Source organism: Pantoea sp. SORGH_AS_0659, from assembly GCF_031453915.1.
Lineage (GTDB): Bacteria > Pseudomonadota > Gammaproteobacteria > Enterobacterales > Enterobacteriaceae > Pantoea > Pantoea leporis.
Genome location: NZ_JAVJAK010000001.1, coordinates 1,429,021 through 1,446,297 on the forward strand (window position 1 = coordinate 1,429,021; position 17,277 = coordinate 1,446,297).

At 57.1% G+C, this 17,277-nt stretch carries 16 protein-coding genes; 9 read left to right on the top strand and 7 right to left on the bottom strand.

Features of this window, described 5'->3' with window-relative positions; all coding sequences use genetic code 11:
• Positions 1 to 9 precede the first annotated feature (9 nt).
• Entirely contained in the window at positions 10 to 984 is a 975-nt protein-coding gene (locus Q3H59_RS06735) for a GTP-binding protein (RefSeq protein ID WP_309833911.1), read from the bottom strand.
• Positions 985 to 1,090: 106 nt separating this feature from the next.
• A complete protein-coding gene (gene yeiP, locus Q3H59_RS06740) occupies positions 1,091 to 1,666 on the bottom strand; it encodes an elongation factor P-like protein YeiP (protein WP_008105009.1) in 576 nt (191 codons plus the stop codon).
• A gap of 152 nt (positions 1,667 to 1,818) precedes the next feature.
• Here yeiP and Q3H59_RS06745 point away from each other — a divergent pair, with 152 nt between their 5' ends.
• From Q3H59_RS06745 to fruA, 4 genes are all read left to right on the top strand, one after another.
• The gene (locus Q3H59_RS06745; RefSeq protein ID WP_101763700.1) at positions 1,819 to 2,073 is read left to right on the top strand and encodes a YkgJ family cysteine cluster protein; all 255 of its coding nucleotides are present in this window, start codon (positions 1,819 to 1,821) and stop codon (positions 2,071 to 2,073) included.
• 278 nt (positions 2,074 to 2,351) lie between these two features.
• Complete coding sequence (fruB, locus tag Q3H59_RS06750; RefSeq protein WP_101763701.1) at positions 2,352 to 3,482, top strand: fused PTS fructose transporter subunit IIA/HPr protein; 1,131 nt, start codon at positions 2,352 to 2,354, stop codon at positions 3,480 to 3,482.
• A complete protein-coding gene (gene fruK, locus Q3H59_RS06755) occupies positions 3,479 to 4,417 on the top strand; it encodes a 1-phosphofructokinase (protein WP_101763702.1) in 939 nt (312 codons plus the stop codon). Before fruB ends, fruK begins: the two co-directional genes overlap by 4 nt.
• 16 nt (positions 4,418 to 4,433) lie before the next feature.
• Positions 4,434 to 6,131 carry a PTS fructose transporter subunit IIBC gene (fruA, locus tag Q3H59_RS06760; protein WP_309833916.1) on the top strand — a complete coding sequence of 566 codons (1,698 nt, stop codon included), beginning with the start codon at positions 4,434 to 4,436 and terminating at the stop codon, positions 6,129 to 6,131.
• A 55-nt stretch (positions 6,132 to 6,186) separates the two neighbouring features.
• Here the strand turns inward: fruA and nfo are convergent, their stop codons facing one another.
• Both nfo and Q3H59_RS06770 read right to left on the bottom strand, forming a co-directional pair.
• A complete protein-coding gene (gene nfo, locus Q3H59_RS06765; protein WP_101763704.1) occupies positions 6,187 to 7,032 on the bottom strand; it encodes a deoxyribonuclease IV in 846 nt (281 codons plus the stop codon).
• A gap of 57 nt (positions 7,033 to 7,089) precedes the next feature.
• Positions 7,090 to 8,133, bottom strand: coding sequence for a YeiH family putative sulfate export transporter (locus Q3H59_RS06770; protein WP_309833920.1), 1,044 nt, complete (start codon positions 8,131 to 8,133; stop codon positions 7,090 to 7,092).
• Positions 8,134 to 8,367: 234 nt separating this feature from the next.
• On the opposite strand from Q3H59_RS06770, the gene yieE reads away from it, so the two are divergent.
• The 4 genes from yieE (at position 8,368) to Q3H59_RS06790 (ending at position 12,871) form a co-directional block, all read left to right on the top strand.
• Positions 8,368 to 9,234 (top strand): DNA-binding transcriptional regulator YeiE, encoded by an 867-nt coding sequence (yieE, locus tag Q3H59_RS06775; protein WP_101763706.1) that lies wholly within the window; start codon positions 8,368 to 8,370, stop codon positions 9,232 to 9,234.
• A 136-nt stretch (positions 9,235 to 9,370) separates the two neighbouring features.
• Positions 9,371 to 10,837 (top strand): amino acid permease, encoded by a 1,467-nt coding sequence (locus Q3H59_RS06780; protein WP_101763707.1) that lies wholly within the window; start codon positions 9,371 to 9,373, stop codon positions 10,835 to 10,837.
• Positions 10,838 to 11,006: 169 nt separating this feature from the next.
• On the top strand, positions 11,007 to 12,086 hold the full coding sequence (locus tag Q3H59_RS06785; protein WP_101763708.1) for an iron ABC transporter permease: 1,080 nt from the start codon (positions 11,007 to 11,009) through the stop codon (positions 12,084 to 12,086).
• The gene (locus Q3H59_RS06790) at positions 12,086 to 12,871 is read left to right on the top strand and encodes an ABC transporter ATP-binding protein (RefSeq protein WP_110866609.1); all 786 of its coding nucleotides are present in this window, start codon (positions 12,086 to 12,088) and stop codon (positions 12,869 to 12,871) included. Before Q3H59_RS06785 ends, Q3H59_RS06790 begins: the two co-directional genes overlap by 1 nt.
• A 167-nt stretch (positions 12,872 to 13,038) precedes the next feature.
• On the opposite strand, the gene fghA is transcribed toward Q3H59_RS06790, so the two are convergent.
• The 3 genes from fghA to Q3H59_RS06805 all read right to left on the bottom strand — a co-directional run bounded on the left by fghA (position 13,039) and on the right by Q3H59_RS06805 (position 15,998).
• On the bottom strand, positions 13,039 to 13,881 hold the full coding sequence (gene fghA / locus Q3H59_RS06795; RefSeq protein WP_137386162.1) for an S-formylglutathione hydrolase: 843 nt from the start codon (positions 13,879 to 13,881) through the stop codon (positions 13,039 to 13,041).
• Between the two features lie 12 nt (positions 13,882 to 13,893).
• A complete protein-coding gene (locus Q3H59_RS06800) occupies positions 13,894 to 15,012 on the bottom strand; it encodes an S-(hydroxymethyl)glutathione dehydrogenase/class III alcohol dehydrogenase (protein ID WP_309833925.1) in 1,119 nt (372 codons plus the stop codon).
• 74 nt (positions 15,013 to 15,086) lie between these two features.
• Positions 15,087 to 15,998 carry a putrescine utilization regulator PtrR gene (locus Q3H59_RS06805; RefSeq protein ID WP_101763711.1) on the bottom strand — a complete coding sequence of 304 codons (912 nt, stop codon included), beginning with the start codon at positions 15,996 to 15,998 and terminating at the stop codon, positions 15,087 to 15,089.
• Positions 15,999 to 16,097: 99 nt separating this feature from the next.
• Between Q3H59_RS06805 and Q3H59_RS06810 the strand changes: the two genes are divergently transcribed.
• The gene (locus tag Q3H59_RS06810; RefSeq protein WP_309833927.1) at positions 16,098 to 17,225 is read left to right on the top strand and encodes a YbfB/YjiJ family MFS transporter; all 1,128 of its coding nucleotides are present in this window, start codon (positions 16,098 to 16,100) and stop codon (positions 17,223 to 17,225) included.
• The last annotated feature ends 52 nt before the right edge of the window (positions 17,226 to 17,277 follow it).

Sequence of the window (17,277 nt, forward strand, 5' to 3'; positions counted from 1 at the left end):
CTAACGCATCTAATTTAAACGAATCTTCAACAAAGCGGTCTGCAAAAGGTTCCAGTCAGCAGGCTGATGATGAATCAATTCGATGCGGCTATCCGGCGGTGTGGTAGGGCGGGTTTCTATAAACAGATCGTCGCCCTGGCGATTGATATTCACTAAACCATCGGCAGTGCGCAACACACCTTTAACGCGATCAACTGGCGCATGCCTTGCCCACTCTAGCGCTTTGATCGTATCAAACACGGTTTCACCATCGAAAATCCAGCCACAGGAAGCATAGCCCTGGCCTTCATTTAGCGCACGACGCCAGCGCGCCTGGCCATCCAGTTTCAGTGCGGCCAAGCCTTGTGGACGTGAATTATGGTGGTGATGTGCTGCATCGGGAACCGCACGATCCGCCAAGGCGGGTTGAGTCAACAGCGCGGGATCGATGTGTCCCCACGCCGCTTCCACCATCTGACGTTCGCCCAAAAATTGCTGCTGCCAATCCTGCAAACGCTGACGATCATTATCGCTCCAGCGATCGCTTTTGTTCGCCACGATGATATCGGCCGCCACCAGCTGATCGCGGAAATTCTCATTCTCCACTACGCGTGCGTCGGCAAGCTGGCGCGGATCGAGCAGCGTTAAGGTGGCATCCACCTGAATCCAGGGTTGATAGACGGCAGCACGCAGCATATTCAGCAGCTGTTTGGGATGGCCAAGGCCGGTGGGTTCGATAATCAGACGATCGGGTTTAGCCTGTTTCAGCAGCATGTTCAGCCCAACCTGCAGCGGCAAGCCGTTAACGCAGCACATGCAGCCGCCGGGAATCTCTTTCAGCGTGGCACCGCGATCGGCGAGCAGTGCGCCGTCGATGCCAATTTCGCCAAATTCGTTGACCAGAATCGCCCAGTTTTCATCCGCGGGTTTATTGGCTAACAGATGCAGCAGAGTGGTGGTTTTTCCGCTGCCGAGAAATCCGGTGATGAGGTTTACGCGCGTCACAAAAGGTCTCCCAAAAAAAGAGAATAAATCGCACGCGGATGAGAGGCATCCGGCGCGCAAGGCCTTGTTATACTATAACAATCACCGGGCGCCGGACGGAAGCACGTTATGAATCAGCGCGTCCCATATAACGACGTTCCGCAATATGAATGCGGATGCGATCGCCATTGCTCAGGTATTCCGGCACCTGAATGGATAAGCCGGTGCTCATGCCTGCGGGTTTGGAGCGAGCGCTGGCGGAGGCGCCTTTAATGCCCGGCGAGGTATCAACAATTTCCATATCGACGGTTTGTGGCAGTTCAAGCGCCAAGACCTGGCCATCCATCGTCAGCACCTGAATGCCGGGAATGCCACCTTCAGGAATAAACAGCAGCTCTTCTTCAATTTGCTCTTTTTTGAAGTTGTACGGCGTGTAGTCTTCGTCATCCATAAACACATACTCATCGCCATCTATATAAGAGAAGGTGACGGCGCGGCGACTGAGCGAAATGGCGTCAATAATATCGTCGCCTTTGAAGCGTTCTTCCACTTTCAGGCCGGTGCGGACATCGGTAAAGCGCATCTTATAGAGCGTCGCGGCACCGCGAGCACTTGGGCTCTGTACATCAATGTCTTTCACCAGTAACAGTTTGCCGTTCCAGGTGACAGCCATCCCTTTTTTGATCTCATTTGCCTTTGGCATGGTGGTTTTCTCGCTGACAGGAGGTTAATGCGCGTCACGTTACTCGCGCGGCGAAAAACTGGCAAGTCAGCCAATGTAAAATTGTTGCCGGTGCATGGCATTCGCGGTCTGGGACTGTTATTGTCGCGGCGAATTCCTTGCAGGAGCGCATGATGTTTTGTCGTGACCAGTGCGGTGCCTGTTGCACAGCCCCCTCAATCTCGTCCCCGATTCCTGGCATGCCGCACGGCAAGCCGGCCAACACGCGTTGCGTGCAGCTTGATGAGCAACAGCGTTGCAAAATCTTTGGTTCACCGCTGCGTCCGGCGGTCTGTGCTGGCTTACAGCCCAGCGCCGAAATGTGCGGCAGTAGCCGTGATAGCGCCATGACATTTCTGCTTAAACTGGAAGCCGAGACGGCGCCCTGAAGCACTGCTGACGCTTAGCTGAAGAATTGGGCTTAATGCCGTTGGTCTGTACAGCAAAAGCATCAGCCTGCCTGCCGGTAAAAATCTTAAATCCAACATGAAGTGTGCGGAACGTCAAAAATCTGCTACTCAGATCGCGCATTTTCTTGCCTGCTGTACGTGGCTGTACCATATTCCCTGAAACGTTTCAGCGTTGTCACTCCGGCTAAGTCCGCGATGCACAGCAGATTTTTTCACCCTCTAGCTGAAACGATTCAATACAGCAAGCGAGGAGAGATATGTTCCAGCTCGAAGTTCAGGCCATTCATACCGGTGCTAGCGCACAGAATAAAGAAGAGGCCATTCGTCAGGTTGCCGCTGCGTTAACCGCTGCAGGCAATGTGGCCGAAGGCTACGTTAACGGCATGCTGGCGCGCGAACAGCAAACCACCACTTTCCTGGGTAACGGCATTGCCATTCCGCACGGCACCACCGACACCCGCGACCTGGTGCTGAAAACCGGTGTCCAGGTTTATCAGTTCCCGCAGGGCGTGGATTGGGGCGAAGGGCAAACGGCGTATGTGGCGATCGGTATTGCCGCTAAATCGGATGAACACCTCGCGTTGCTGCGCCAGCTCACTCACGTATTAAGTGATGACAGCATTGCTGAACAGCTAAAAACCGCCTCGGCGGAAGATCTGCGTGCGCTGCTGATGGGCGAAAACCAGGCGGCAGAATTCAAATTCGATACCTCGCTGATTGCCGTTGATGTGGCGGCCAGCGATTTAATCACGTTACAGGCACTGAACGCCGGACGTCTGCAGGCTGCAGGCGCGGTGGACGCGTCATTTATTGCTGACGTGATTTCCCGCGCCCCGCTGAGCCTCGGTCAGGGCATCTGGCTGAGCGACAGCGCCAACGGCAATCTCGGCAGCGCAGTGGCCGTAAGCCGCGCGGCAGCGCCATTCCAGCATCAGGGCGAAAACGTCGCGCTGCTGCTGACCGTGGCGGCTAACGATCAGCGTCCGCTGGAAGTGCTGGGCTATCTCAGCAACCTGCTGCTGAGCAACAAAGCTGAACGTCTGCTGAAGGCCGATGCCGCCGGTATTCTGGCGCTGCTGACCAGCGAAGTCGATGAAGCTGCCGAGCTGCTGACCGCTGAATTCACCATCCGCAACGAACACGGTCTGCACGCGCGTCCGGGCACGGCGCTGGTGACCGTCATCAAACAGTTCAACAGCGACATCACCGTAACTAATCTCGATGGCAGCGGTAAGCCTGCTAACGGCCGCAGCCTGATGAAAGTCGTTGCGCTCGGTGTGAAAAAAGGCCATCGCCTGCGCTTTACCGCCAGCGGCGAAGATGCACAGCAGGCGCTGAACGCAATTGAAGAAGCGATCAATTCTGGTTTAGGCGAGGGGGTTGCATGAGCCGTCGTGTCGCAACAATTACCTTAAACCCGGCTTACGATCTGGTCGGATACACGCCAGAAATTGAGCGCGGCGAAGTTAACCTGGTGAAAACCACCGGCCTGCACGCGGCGGGTAAAGGCATCAACGTTGCCAAAGTGCTGAAGGATCTCGGTATTGATGTCACCGTCGGCGGTTTCCTCGGCAAAGAGAATCAGGACGGCTTTCAGCAGCTGTTCAGCGAACTCGGCATCGCCAACCGTTTTCAGGTGGTGCAGGGCCGTACGCGTATCAACGTTAAGCTGACCGAAAAAGACGGCGATGTGACCGACCTGAATTTCTCTGGCTTTGAGGTCACCGCGCAGGATTGGGAGCGCTTCACCGCCGATTCTCTGACCTGGCTCGGACAGTTCGATATGGTGTGCGTCAGCGGCAGCCTGCCAGCCGGCGTGGCACCAGAAGCGTTCACTAAATGGATGAGCGATCTACGCACGCTGTGCCCTTGCATCATCTTCGACAGCAGCCGCGAAGCGCTGGTCGCCGGTCTGAAAGCCGCGCCGTGGCTGGTGAAACCGAACCGCCGCGAGCTGGAGATTTGGGCTGGTCGCAAACTGCCTGCGCTGCAGGACGTGATCGGTGCTGCACATGAACTGCGTGAGCAAGGTATTGCGCACGTGGTGATTTCTCTTGGTGCGGAAGGTGCGCTGTGGGTGAATGCCTCCGGTGAATGGATCGCCAAACCGCCTGCCTGCGAAGTGGTCAGCACCGTCGGTGCCGGCGATTCGATGGTCGGCGGCCTGATTTACGGCTTGCTGATGCGTGAATCCAGCGAGCACACGCTGCGTCTGGCGACGGCAGTGGCGGCGATGGCCGTTAGCCAAAGCAACGTTGGCGTGAAAGATCGTACCCAGTTGGCCGCGATGATGGCGCGCGTCGACTTACAACCCGTTAACTAACAGCAGGAGAGCGATAATGAAAACGCTGCTGATAAAAGATTCTTCACTGGGACTGGCGTCAGGACATCTGGCGCTGGAACGTTTACGCGCGACGGCGGCACAAGCTGGCCTGACGCTGACCGATAATGCCGCCGAAGCTGAACTGGTGCTGGTTGCTGGCCACAATGTGCCGCACGACGTAGAGCTGGCCGGTAAATCGCTGGCGCTGGTTGATGTGCAGCAAGCGCTGCGCGATCCGCTGGCGGCAATCAATCAAGCCAAAGCAAGTGCCAAAACCTGGCAGCCTGCGGCTGCAACCGCTGCCGCGCCAGTAGCTGCGCAGAGCGCTGCTCAGAAACGCATCGTGGCGGTGACCGCCTGCCCAACCGGCGTGGCGCATACCTTTATGGCTGCTGAAGCTATTCAGGCCGAAGCGACCAAGCGTGGCTGGTGGGTGAAAGTTGAAACCCGTGGTTCTGTGGGCGCAGGCAACGCGATTACCCCAGAAGAAGTGGCGGCGGCCGATCTGGTGATCGTCGCGGCTGATATCGATGTGGATCTGGCGAAATTTGCCGGTAAGCCGATGTACCGCACCTCAACCAGTCTGGCGCTGAAGAAAACTGCGCAGGAGCTGGATAAAGCGCAGGCCGAAGCGAAAACCTATCAGCCGAGCGGCAATCAGGCTGCCAGCGCACAAGGCGACAGTAAAGAGAAAGCCGGTGCCTATCGTCACCTGCTGACTGGCGTGTCCTACATGCTGCCGATGGTGGTTGCCGGTGGTTTAAGCATCGCGCTGTCATTTGCCTTTGGTATCACCGCATTTAAAGAGCCGGGCACCTTAGCGGCTGCACTGATGCAGATCGGTGGCGGCAGCGCCTTCGCGCTGATGGTGCCGGTGTTAGCCGGTTTCATTGCCTTCTCGATTGCGGATCGTCCGGGTCTGACGCCTGGTTTGATTGGCGGTATGATCGCCACCAGCATTAACGCCGGTTTCCTGGGCGGTATCATCGCCGGTTTCATTGCCGGTTACGCCGCGAAGATGCTCAGCAGCAAAGTGAAACTGCCGCAGAGTATGGAAGCGCTGAAGCCGATTCTAATCATTCCGCTGGTGGCGAGTTTAATTACCGGTTTGCTGATGATTTACGTGGTAGGTAAGCCGGTGGCGGGCATCATGACTGGCCTGACAACCTGGCTGGCCAATATGGGTACCGCGAACGCAGTGCTGCTGGGCGCGATTCTCGGTGGCATGATGTGTACCGACATGGGCGGTCCGGTGAACAAAGTGGCCTATGCGTTTGGTGTTGGTCTGCTGAGTTCACAAACCTACGCACCGATGGCGGCCATTATGGCAGCCGGAATGGTGCCACCGCTGGCGATGGGCCTGGCGACGCTGGTTGCGCGTCGTAAGTTCAACAAAGGTCAGCAGGAAGGTGGTAAAGCGGCGCTGGTGCTCGGTCTGTGCTTCATCTCTGAAGGTGCGATTCCGTTTGCGGCGCGTGATCCAATGCGTGTGCTGCCGTGCTGTATCATTGGCGGCGCGGTAACCGGTGCGATTTCCATGGCGATTGGCGCGAAACTGATGGCACCGCACGGTGGTCTGTTCGTCCTGCTGATTCCAGGCGCGATTAGTCCAGTATTGGGTTATCTGCTGGCGATTGTGATTGGTACTGCGGTAGCGGGACTTGGTTACGCCATCCTGAAACGTCCGGAAGAAGAGCTGGTTAAAGCCGCGTAATCTTCGTCAGACATAAAAAAAGGGAGCTGCGGCTCCCTTTTGTTTAATCAGATAATTAACCCTGCTGCTCCGACTTCAACCACGCAATCTCATCCTTCCAGATATCCGGATTAATGGTTTCCAGAATCATGGGAATGCCGTCAAAACGTTTATCTTTCATCAGCCAGCTAAACGCGGTTTTACCGATATTGCCTTCACCCAGACTGTGATGGCGGTCGACGCGACTGCCCAGCGTACTCTTGGCATCATTCAGGTGCATGCCGCGCAAATACTGGAAACCAACGATGCGCTCAAAGTCGCTGAAGGTCTCGGCGCAGGCTTCTTCGGTACGCAGGTCGTAACCGCCCGCAAAGGCGTGGCAGGTATCAATGCACACGCCAACGCGCGACTTATCTTCCACGTGCTCAATAATGGTGGCGAGGTGCTCGAAGCGGAAACCGAGATTGCTGCCCTGACCGGCGGTGTTTTCAATCACCGCCACCACGCTGCTGGTTTTATCCAGCGCGATGTTGATCGATTCGGCGATACGCTTCAGGCAGGCTTCTTCTTCAATCTGCTTCAGATGGCTGCCCGGATGGAAGTTCAGCAAGGTCAAACCCAACTGCTCGGCACGCTGCATCTCATCGAGGAAAGCCTCGCGCGATTTCTCCAGCGCTTCCATCACCGGATGGCCGAGGTTAATTAAATAGCTATCGTGCGGCAGAATCTGCGCGGAGGTGAAGTTGTAACGATCGCAGGCGGTTTTGAACGCATCGATCACTTCTCCTGACAGCGGTGCGGCTTTCCACTGGCGCTGATTTTTGGTGAACAGCGCAAAGGCTGTGGCTTCGAGTTCGTGGGCACGGATAACTGCCTGGTCCACGCCGCCTGATGCACTGACATGTGCGCCGATATATTTCATGCCGCTCTCCTGATTGGGCGATTGCTGCTGCAAAGCTGCCCATCATAGCGGATGCGGTTACGCCATGAAATGTTGCACCAGCACATTGAGTGCTCCGCCGCCGAGAATTAACCAGCCAAACATCACCAATCCCAGCAGCAACGGTTTACAACCGGCCTGTTTCAGGGCGCTGAAGCGCGTAGTCAAACCCAGCGCAGCCATCGCCATCGCCAGCAGCAGATTGGCCAGCTGATTCAACGTGCCAACAATATTGGCAGGCAGCAGATGCAGCGAATTAAACAGCGCCACCACAATAAACAGCAGCGCGAACCAGGGAAAACGAATCGCTTGTTGCTGTGCGTTGTGGCTAGGCTGACGTTTCAGCCAGCTTCCCAGCATCAGCAAGAAGGGCGCTAACATCATCACGCGCAGCATTTTGGCAATCACGGCGGTGTTTTCGGCCTCGGCACCCATCGCGTGTCCTGCCGCAACGACCTGCGCTACTTCATGCAACGTCGAACCCGTGAAGATACCGAAATGTTCCGCGCTGACCGTTGGCAGCAGCGACCACAACATCGGATACAGCACGATGCCAACGGTACCAAACAGCACCACAGTCGCAACAGCCACCGCCACTTTTGACGGCGCAGCCTTAACGATAGGTTCACTCGCCAGCACCGCCGCCGCGCCGCAAATACTGCTGCCCGCTCCAATCAGCCACACGGTTTCGCGATCCATCTTCAGCAGACGAATGCCGATAAAACAGGTCAGCAGGAAAGTGGAGCTGAGAACCATCACATCAATCAATACGCCGCTAAGACCGACATCAGCAATCTGCTGCACAGTAATACGAAAGCCATACAGGATGATGCCGAGGCGCAGCAAACGCTGTTTCGCCAGCATTACGCCGCTGTCACAGGCGCCGGCCATCTGCGGATAAAGGGTGTTACCGAGCACGATGCCCAAAATAATCGCTAATGTCAGCGCACCGAATCCGGCCCCGGCCAACCACGACTGATTGCTTAACCACGCCGCGGTACCGGCAATCGCCACGGTCAACAGCAAACCCGGCAGCCAGTGATGTAGATGAAACGGGGTTTTATTCACGCTTAACTCAGCCATACTTTTCTCCTCGCTGGACGGCGGTGGTTCGGACGAAAACCACAATTAAAGAGCGCACATTCCGTAGCGGCGCAATTTATTGCGCGATAAATCGCGCCGCTACGGAATGTGCGATGATTTATGCCGTGTGCTTATCTCATGCTGTTCTTTTCTAAGCCTGCGCTGCGCTGGTATAAAAGTAAAATTGATAATATATTTATAATTAACCAGAATAAGTAATATAAAGGAAACCGCATGCACATCACGTTGCGCCAGATTGAAGTGTTTACCGAAGTGCTGAAGAGCGGCTCGACGACGCAGGCCTCGCAGGTGCTGGCGCTGTCGCAGTCGGCGGTGAGCGCCGCGTTAGCGGATTTGGAAAACCAACTCGGTGTGCAGCTGTTTGACCGCGTCGGTAAGCGACTGGTGGTGAATGAGCATGGCCGTTTACTCTATCCGCGTGCCGTGGGTTTGATGGAGCAGGCGGGCGAAATCGAACAGCTGTTTAAGGAAGATAACGGGGCGATTCGCCTGTTCGCCAGCAGCACCATTGGTAATTACCTGCTGCCGGGCATGATCGCCGCCTATCGCCGCGATTTCCCCGCGTTGCCGCTGGAGCTAAGCGTCGGCAACAGTCAGGATGCGATTAATGCGGTGGCGGATTTCCGCGTCGATATCGGTTTGATCGAAGGTCCGTGCCACGAGCTGGATATTATCAGCGAGCCGTGGCTGGAAGATGAGCTGGTGGTGTTTGCCGCGCCGGATGCCGCCATCCTGCAGCAGCCGATTACGCTGGAAGCGCTCGCCGCCGCGCCGTGGATTCTACGCGAGCGCGGTTCAGGCACGCGCGAGATCGTTGATTATCTGCTGCTGTCGCATCTGCCACAGTTTCAGCTCGGCATGGAGCTAGGCAATTCAGAGGCGATTAAACACGCGGTGCGTCACGGCATGGGCATCAGCTGTTTGTCGCGGCGGGTGATTGAGGATCTGCTGGAAGCCGGCACGCTGGTGGAAGTCGCGATCCCATTGCCGCGCCTGACGCGCACGCTGTATCGCATCCATCATCGACAGAAGCATGTGTCCAAAGCGTTGAGCCGTTTCCTGTCGTATTGCCGTGAATAATCACAGCGCTGATCACGCTGCGGCTAATAATTCCCGGCCGATCATGAAGGTAACTAATAACCCGACGTGAATGCTATACAGCTTGGGGCTAGCTGCTACAATCTCGCCTCATTTTTATCCAGCATAGCGTTTACACATGCATAATGACTCAAAAACAACACAACAACCTGGATTGCGCCGTGAATTAAAAGCGCGTCATCTCACCATGATCGCCATTGGTGGTTCCATCGGTACCGGCCTGTTTGTCGCCTCGGGTGCCACCATTTCTCAGGCCGGACCCGGCGGCGCGCTGCTCTCCTATGCGCTCATCGGCCTGATGGTTTACTTCCTGATGACCAGCCTCGGCGAACTCGCGGCCTTTATGCCGGTTTCTGGCTCCTTCTCCACCTACGGTTCAAAATATGTTGAAGAAGGCTTCGGCTTCGCGCTGGGCTGGAACTATTGGTACAACTGGGCGGTGACCATCGCCGTTGACCTCGTCGCCTCGCAGCTCGTCATGAACTACTGGTTCCCGGACACGCCCGGCTGGATCTGGAGCGCACTGTTCCTTGGCCTGATGTTCCTGCTCAACTACATCTCAGTCAAAGGCTTCGGTGAAGCGGAATATTGGTTCTCGCTGATCAAAGTGACCACCGTCATCATCTTTATTGTGGTTGGCGTGTTGATGATCACCGGCATCATGCGCGGTGCAGAAAACGCCGGCTGGCATAACTGGACCGTGGGTGAAGCGCCGTTCGCCGGTGGTTTTGCCGCGATGATAGGCGTGGCGATGATCGTTGGCTTCTCCTTCCAGGGCACCGAGCTGATCGGTATCGCAGCCGGTGAATCTGAGGATCCGGCGAAGAACATTCCGCGCGCGGTGCGTCAGGTATTCTGGCGAATTCTGCTGTTCTATATCTTCGCTATTCTGATCATTAGCCTGATTCTGCCGTACACCGATCCGAAGCTGCTGCATAACGATGTCACCGATATCGCCATCAGCCCGTTCACGCTGGTGTTCCAGAATGCCGGTCTGCTTTCGGCGGCAGCGGTAATGAACGCAGTGATTCTGACGGCGGTACTGTCGGCGGGTAACTCCGGCATGTACGCCTCAACGCGTATGCTGTTCAACCTGGCACGCGAAGGTAAAGCGCCACGCATTTTCGGCAAGCTGTCGAAAGGTGGCGTGCCGCGTAACGCGCTGATTGCTACCACTGTGGTGGCGGGATTGTGCTTCCTGAGCTCGAAATTTGGTAACCAGGAAGTTTACCTGTGGCTACTGAACACCTCAGGCATGACCGGTTTTATTGCCTGGTTGGGTATCGCCATTAGCCATTACCGTTTCCGTCGCGGTTATATCGCTCAGGGTCACAACCTGGCCGATTTGCCGTACCGTTCGGGCTTCTTCCCGCTGGGACCGATTTTCGCCTTTATTCTGTGTTTGATCATCACACTGGGTCAGAACTATCAGGCGTTCCTTGCTGACCGCATTGATTGGTATGGCGTGGCCGCAACCTATATTGGTCTGCCGCTGTTCCTGATTATTTGGTTGGGCTACAAGCTGACACGCGGTTCGCGCTTCGTGAAATACAGCGAGATGGAGTTCCCGACGTTTAAAGAGTAGTCATACCCTTGCGCGATAAATCGCGCCGCTACGAATAAGGTGCACGTGTAGTAGCGGCGCAATTTATTGCGCATTGTTTTGGATTTTGTTACTCAGATTGAATTGATAATTATTATCACCTGCACTATTGTGGCTGCCGTTATGATTTCGACAAGAAACGGGTAGAACAATGCGTACCACCGACGCCACGCTGCTGGCGGAAAACGGCCTCGAAACCGACACCATGACGCGTTATCGTCAGGTACTGCGCCAGCGACTGATGTTAATTGGCGTGCTGGCGCTGGCGATATTAGCGTCAGTGATTCTTGATTTCACCCTCGGCCCGGCTGGGCTCTCCCTCGACACCTTATGGCAAACGCTGACGCATCCCGATGCGGTCGATGCGGGCACGCGCGTGATTGTCTGGGATATTCGTTTACCGTACGCCTTGATGGCGGTGGTGGTGGGCTTCTCGCTCGGCCTCGCCGGTGCAGAGATGCAAACCATCCTGAATAACCCGCTTGCCAGCCCGTTTACGCTCGGCGTTTCGTCGGCGGCGGCCTTTGGTGCGGCGCTGGCCATCGTTCTCGGTATCGGCATTCCTGGCGTTCCGGATCAGTGGTTTATCTCTGCCAACGCGTTTGTGTTTGCGCTATTTGCCGCCTTGATGCTGGATGGCGTGACGCGCTGGACCAAAGTTTCGACCTCTGGCGTGGTGCTGTTTGGTATCGCGCTGGTGTTCACCTTCAACGCATTAGTCTCAATGATGCAGTTCATCGCCAGCGAAGATACTTTGCAGGGCCTGGTGTTCTGGACCATGGGCAGCCTCGCGCGCGCCTCGTGGGAAAAGCTCGGCGTATTAACCGCCGCCTTTGCCATCCTGATTCCGTTCTCGATGCTCAGCAGCTGGAAGCTGACCGCGCTGCGCCTCGGCGAAGATCGCGCGGTGAGTTTTGGTATCGACGTGCGCCGTCTGCGCCTGGCAACGCTGCTGCGCATCAGTATTCTCTCTGCGCTGGCGGTGGCGTTTGTCGGCCCAATTGGTTTCATCGGTCTGGTCGCGCCGCACATTGCGCGCATGATGTTTGGTGAAGATCACCGCTATTACCTGCCAGCCAGCGCGCTGGTCGGTGCGCTGGTGCTGTCGCTGGCTTCGGTGGCGTCGAAAAACCTGATTCCCGGCGTGATCATTCCGGTGGGAATTGTGACGTCGCTGGTCGGCGTGCCGTTCTTCCTCAGCATTATTCTGCGTCATCGGGGGACGGTGTAATGGAGCAGGGATTACGTCTCAAGCATTTCTCCGCCGGTTATCCGAAGCGCAAGGTGATTGACGATCTCAACGTGCCGGAGCTGCCGCAGGGCAAAATCACCGTGTTGCTTGGCCCCAACGGCTGCGGCAAATCGACGCTGTTGCGCGCGCTGGCTGGTTTGGGCAAAGGGCAGGGCGAGCTGTGGCTGAACGGTGAAGAGCTGATGAGCCAGCCGTTTGCGCGCCGGGCGCAGCGTGTGGTTTATCTGCCGCAAAGTTTGCCGGCGGGCGTGCATCTGCACGTGCTGGAGTCGATTATCGTGGCGCAGCGTGCGTCGGGTGGCTTGCACAGCGCCTCGAGCGAAGCGGAGATCATGCATCTACTCGAGCAGCTCGGCATCGCGCATTTAGCCATGCGTTATCTCGATCAGCTTTCGGGCGGGCAGAAGCAGTTGGTGGGTCTGGCGCAATCGCTGATTCGCCGTCCGGAACTTCTGCTGCTGGATGAACCGCTTAGCGCGCTGGATCTTAACTACCAGTTCCACGTGATGGATCTGGTGCGTCGTGAAACCCGGTTGCGCAATATTGTGACGGTGGTGGTGGTGCACGATATCAACATCGCGCTGCGTCATGCGGATCACGCGCTGATGCTGAAGGATGGCAATCTGCTGGCGGACGGCGAGCCGTCGCAGGTGATTACGCCGGAGACGCTGGCGCAGGTGTATGGCGTGCGCGGCCGTATCGAGCACTGCTCTCGCGGCATGCCGCAGGTGATGATCGACGGGCTGGCGGAGACGTTGGTGTAGTTAGGTGCACGCTGTCCCCCATCCCGGCCTTCCCCCGCTAGCGGGGGAAGGAGACGCTGCCACATGCAGCTTCATCACTGACATGTGGCAGCATCTTCCTCCCCCATTTATGGGGGAGGACCGAGGAGGGGGACAGCCAGCACATACCCAGAGGCCAGCCAGCACCATCACACCAACAAATGCTTCGCGTGGAAACGCAGATGATCTTCCACGAAGCTGGCGATAAAGAAGTAGCTATGGTCATAACCTGGCTGAATGCGTAGCTCCAGCGGGAAACCTTGCTCACGCGCCACCGCTTCCAGTCGCTCTGGACGCAGCTGATCGGCGAGGAACTGATCGCTATCCCCTTGATCAATCAGAATCGGCAAGCGCTGTTCCACGTCACGCATCAACAGGCAACTATCCCATTCACGCCACGTCTGACGATCTTCACCCAGGTATGCGGCAAAGGCCTTCTGGCCCCACGGCACTTCGGTAGGATTGACGATTGGCGCGAAGGCAGAAGCAGATGCAAAACGTCCGCCGAGACGCAATGCCAACACCAGCGCACCGTGACCGCCCATTGAATGACCCATCACCGACTGACGATCGCTCAGCTTAAAGTTATCCGCCACCAACTCCGGCAGCTCCGCGCTGAGGTAATCGAACATGCGGAAGTTCGCCGCCCAAGGCTGCTGCGTGGCGTTGAGGTAGAAACCTGCCCCCTGGCCGAGATCGTAACCGCTGTCGTTAGCCACCTCGTCACCGCGCGGGCTGGTGTCTGGCATAATCAGCACCAAACCCAGCTGCGCAGCCACGCGCTGGGCGCCGGCTTTGGTGGTGAAGTTCTCATCGCTGCAGGTCAATCCGGCGAGAAACCACACCACCGGCGGCGGTGCGTCACTCTGCGGCGGCGGCAGAAAAATGCTGAAGGTCATCGGACAGTTCAGCACGGCCGACTGATGACGCCAGCGCTGCTGCCAGCCACCAAAAATGCGATGCTCTTCTAACAGCTCCAAAGTGGAAGCCATAACGTCTCCTGATTACTTAGTAAAATGCACCACCGTACGGATGGATTTCCCTTCATGCATCAGATCAAAGGCGTCGTTAATCTCTTCCAGCGGCAGGTTGTGGGTGATGAAATCGTTCAGGGCGAATTTACCGTCGAGGTAATCCTGCACGATGCCCGGCAACTGTGAACGGCCTTTAACGCCACCAAAAGCGGAACCACGCCATACGCGACCGGTCACCAGCTGGAATGGACGGGTAGAAATCTCCTGGCCCGCGCCAGCCACGCCGATAATCACTGATTCGCCCCAACCTTTGTGGCAGCACTCCAGCGCCGAACGCATCACGTTAACGTTACCGATGCACTCGAAGGAGAAATCGACGCCGCCGTCGGTCAGTTCAACGATCACATCCTGAATCGGCTTATCGTGATCTTTTGGGTTGATCAGATCGGTGGCACCCAGTTTGCGCGCCAGATCGAATTTACTGGTGTTGAGATCGATACCGATGATGCGACCGGCTTTCGCCATCTTCGCGCCGATAATCGCCGACAAACCAATGCCGCCGAGGCCGAAGATCGCCACGGTGTCGCCTTCTTTTACTTTGGCCGTGTTCATCACCGCGCCCATGCCGGTGGTGACGCCGCAGCCCAGCAGGCACACTTCTTCCAGAGGCGCTTCTTTGCTGATCACCGCCAGCGAGATTTCCGGTACCACGGTGTATTCAGAGAAGGTTGAGGTGCCCATGTAGTGGAAAATCGGCTTGCCGTCTTTGAAGAAGCGGGTGGTGCCGTCTGGCATCAAACCTTTGCCCTGGGTGGCGCGAATCGCCTGACACAGGTTGGTTTTGCCCGAGAGACAGAACTTACACTTGCCGCACTCTGGGGTGTAAAGCGGGATCACGTGGTCGCCGACGGCCACGCTGGTCACGCCTTCGCCCACCGCTTCCACCACGCCGCCGCCTTCGTGGCCGAGGATCGCCGGGAATACGCCTTCCGGATCTTGTCCCGACAAGGTGTAAGCATCGGTGTGGCACACGCCGGTGGCCACGATGCGCACCAGCACTTCACCTTTTTGCGGTGGCATCAGATCCACTTCTTCGATTTTCAGCGGTTCGCCAGCTGCCCAGGCAACGGCGGCGCGGGTTTTAATCATGTTTCATGCAATCCCTCTTCCTGTAGATGCGGGGTAAGTGGCCCCGATGGTCGTGATGTCGATAAAACAGAAATTCACTCGGCAACGTGCAGCGGATGCCGTAACTCGTCGTTAACCGGGCGATCGTCAAACAGTTCAATAATCAAATATTTCAGTGCTTCCACATTGGGTGTAAACGCATCGCGCCGCCACATCAGCCAGGTGGCGGTATCGCGGTAAGCTGGCGGTAACGCATGCTCCTGCACGCGGGCGCGGGCTGGCATTTGCGCCAGCACCGAGGCGGGAATCATCGCCACGCCCGCGCCGCCGGCCACACACGCCACCATCGCGTGGTAAGACTGTATCTCCATTACGCTGCTCGGCGCGGTCTGGCTTTCGCGATACCAGGCTTCCAGCTTGGTGCGATAGGAACAGCTGTTGCGGAAAGCAAACAGCGTGTCGCCTTGCACATCGCGCGCGCTGGCAATCGGCGCATGTTCCGGGCTGGTGATCAGCACCATCTGCTCATTAAAGGCAATGCAGCCGTTGAGATCGTCGTGCGCCACAGGGCCATCCACCAGCGCAGCGGCCAGCGTGCCTTCCCGCACTTTGTCGATGATTTCACCGGAAGTATTGGTGATCAGTGACAGTTCCACGGCGGGAAAACGCTGGTGATAGGCCGCAAGGAGGGCAGGGAGGCGCGTCGCGGCGGTGCTCTCCATCGAACCGAGCGCGAAGTTACCGCCCGGCTCACCGGCGCGCGCCATGTTCAGCGCTTCATCGCTCAATGCCAGGATGCGCTGCGCATAGTTAAGAAAATTGTGGCCCATCGGCGACAGGCGAATGCGTTGCTTCTCACGAATAAACAGATCAACGCCAATTTCATCTTCCAGCTGGCGCAGACGCGTGGTGAGATTAGAAGGTACGCGATGGAGTTGCTCGGCGGCACGCGCCAGCGAACCGGATTCGGCGACGGAGCAAAACATGCGGAGCTGTACTAAATCCATATTCTCTTCTCGTAAGCAACTTGGTTAGTATTATTCACTTTTCGTGAGTTTAAACGTCATGCATGCTAGTGACAAGTGATAAAACATTCTGAGGTCGGTATGGCGTTTCGTGTCGCGCTTAGCGCGTTCTTAAGTTTAGTGGTTGCGATGGGGATTGGGCGATTTGCTTTCACGCCGCAGGTTCCGCTGATGATTCAGGACCATCAACTGACGCTCACCAGCGCCAGTCTGGTGGCGGCACTCAACTATCTCGGTTATCTGTTTGGCTCGTTTGATGCGATGCGTGCGCGCAACCGCGTCGAGTGGCGTTTACAGGCGGGCGTGTGGGGCGCAGTGATTTTAACGCTGCTCTCGGCCTGCGTCAGCGGTCCGTGGTTACATGGCCTGATTCGTTTCCTGATTGGCTGGGCCAGCGGCTGGGCGATGGTGTTGCTGGCGGCATGGGCCAGCGACCAGCTACATCATCACGGACGTCCCGGCTTGCTGGCGGCGGTGTTTGCCGGGCCCGGCACCGGCATCTTTATCAGCGGCATGCTGGCGGTGGCGCTGCACGCCAGCGGGGTCAGCGCGGCCTTTGCGTGGGCGGCTTACGGTTTGCTGGCGCTGTTGTTGATTGCCGCGATTGCGCGATTCCTGCCGCGCACCGGCCAGTTACATCGCCCCGATCACGCTGCATCGCCGCTGGTGCTGAATGGCAATCTCAAGCGCCTGATGCTGAGTTACAGCCTCGCTGGCTTTGGCTACATTCTGCCCGCCACTTTTCTGTCGCAAATGGCGGCGGCGCGTTTTCCCGACAGCGCGTTTGCCCAGTTTGTCTGGCCGGTGTTTGGTGGCGCGGCGGTGATCGGCATCGTGTTAGGTATTCTGACGCGTCACTGGGGCAGCAGCCATCTGCGGCTGGCCATAGTGTTGTGGGCGCAGGCGTTGGGCGTCATCGCCGCGATTGTGCTGCCCGGCTTGAATGGCCTGATGCTGGGCGCAGCGCTGATCGGCGGCGGCTTCCTGTGTGTGGTGCAGCTGACGCTGCAATATGGGCGCGAGCTGGCACCGCAGCATGCGCGCTATCTTGCCGGTTTGCTCACCACCGGTTATGCGGTCGGGCAGTTGGGCGGTCCGCTGCTGTCGTGGATTTCCAGCATGCTATGGCATCAGCTGGAACCCGCGCTATGGGTAGCGGGCGCCAGCTTAATCCTTGCGGGAATGCTGGTTTTACGTCGCCGTACGTGATGAAAAGCTTATCAGAATGATTACTGGATTAAGGGCGCGGAGTATTTCACAA

Bases quoted from the DNA above. Each gene is read 5' to 3' on its own strand.
- fruA (WP_309833916.1), top strand. From the start codon at position 4,434: ATGAAAACGCTGCTGATAAAAGATTCTTCACTGGGACTGGCGTCAGGA.
- Q3H59_RS06745 (WP_101763700.1), top strand. From the start codon at position 1,819: ATGTTTTGTCGTGACCAGTGCGGTGCCTGTTGCACAGCCCCCTCAATC.
- yeiP (WP_008105009.1), bottom strand. From the start codon at position 1,666: ATGCCAAAGGCAAATGAGATCAAAAAAGGGATGGCTGTCACCTGGAAC.
- Q3H59_RS06790 (WP_110866609.1), top strand. From the start codon at position 12,086: ATGGAGCAGGGATTACGTCTCAAGCATTTCTCCGCCGGTTATCCGAAG.
- fruB (WP_101763701.1), top strand. From the start codon at position 2,352: ATGTTCCAGCTCGAAGTTCAGGCCATTCATACCGGTGCTAGCGCACAG.
- Q3H59_RS06780 (WP_101763707.1), top strand. From the start codon at position 9,371: ATGCATAATGACTCAAAAACAACACAACAACCTGGATTGCGCCGTGAA.
- Q3H59_RS06770 (WP_309833920.1), bottom strand. From the start codon at position 8,133: ATGGCTGAGTTAAGCGTGAATAAAACCCCGTTTCATCTACATCACTGG.
- Q3H59_RS06785 (WP_101763708.1), top strand. From the start codon at position 11,007: ATGCGTACCACCGACGCCACGCTGCTGGCGGAAAACGGCCTCGAAACC.
- fghA (WP_137386162.1), bottom strand. From the start codon at position 13,881: ATGGCTTCCACTTTGGAGCTGTTAGAAGAGCATCGCATTTTTGGTGGC.
- nfo (WP_101763704.1), bottom strand. From the start codon at position 7,032: ATGAAATATATCGGCGCACATGTCAGTGCATCAGGCGGCGTGGACCAG.
- fruK (WP_101763702.1), top strand. From the start codon at position 3,479: ATGAGCCGTCGTGTCGCAACAATTACCTTAAACCCGGCTTACGATCTG.
- Q3H59_RS06805 (WP_101763711.1), bottom strand. From the start codon at position 15,998: ATGGATTTAGTACAGCTCCGCATGTTTTGCTCCGTCGCCGAATCCGGT.
- Q3H59_RS06800 (WP_309833925.1), bottom strand. From the start codon at position 15,012: ATGATTAAAACCCGCGCCGCCGTTGCCTGGGCAGCTGGCGAACCGCTG.
- Q3H59_RS06810 (WP_309833927.1), top strand. From the start codon at position 16,098: ATGGCGTTTCGTGTCGCGCTTAGCGCGTTCTTAAGTTTAGTGGTTGCG.
- yieE (WP_101763706.1), top strand. From the start codon at position 8,368: ATGCACATCACGTTGCGCCAGATTGAAGTGTTTACCGAAGTGCTGAAG.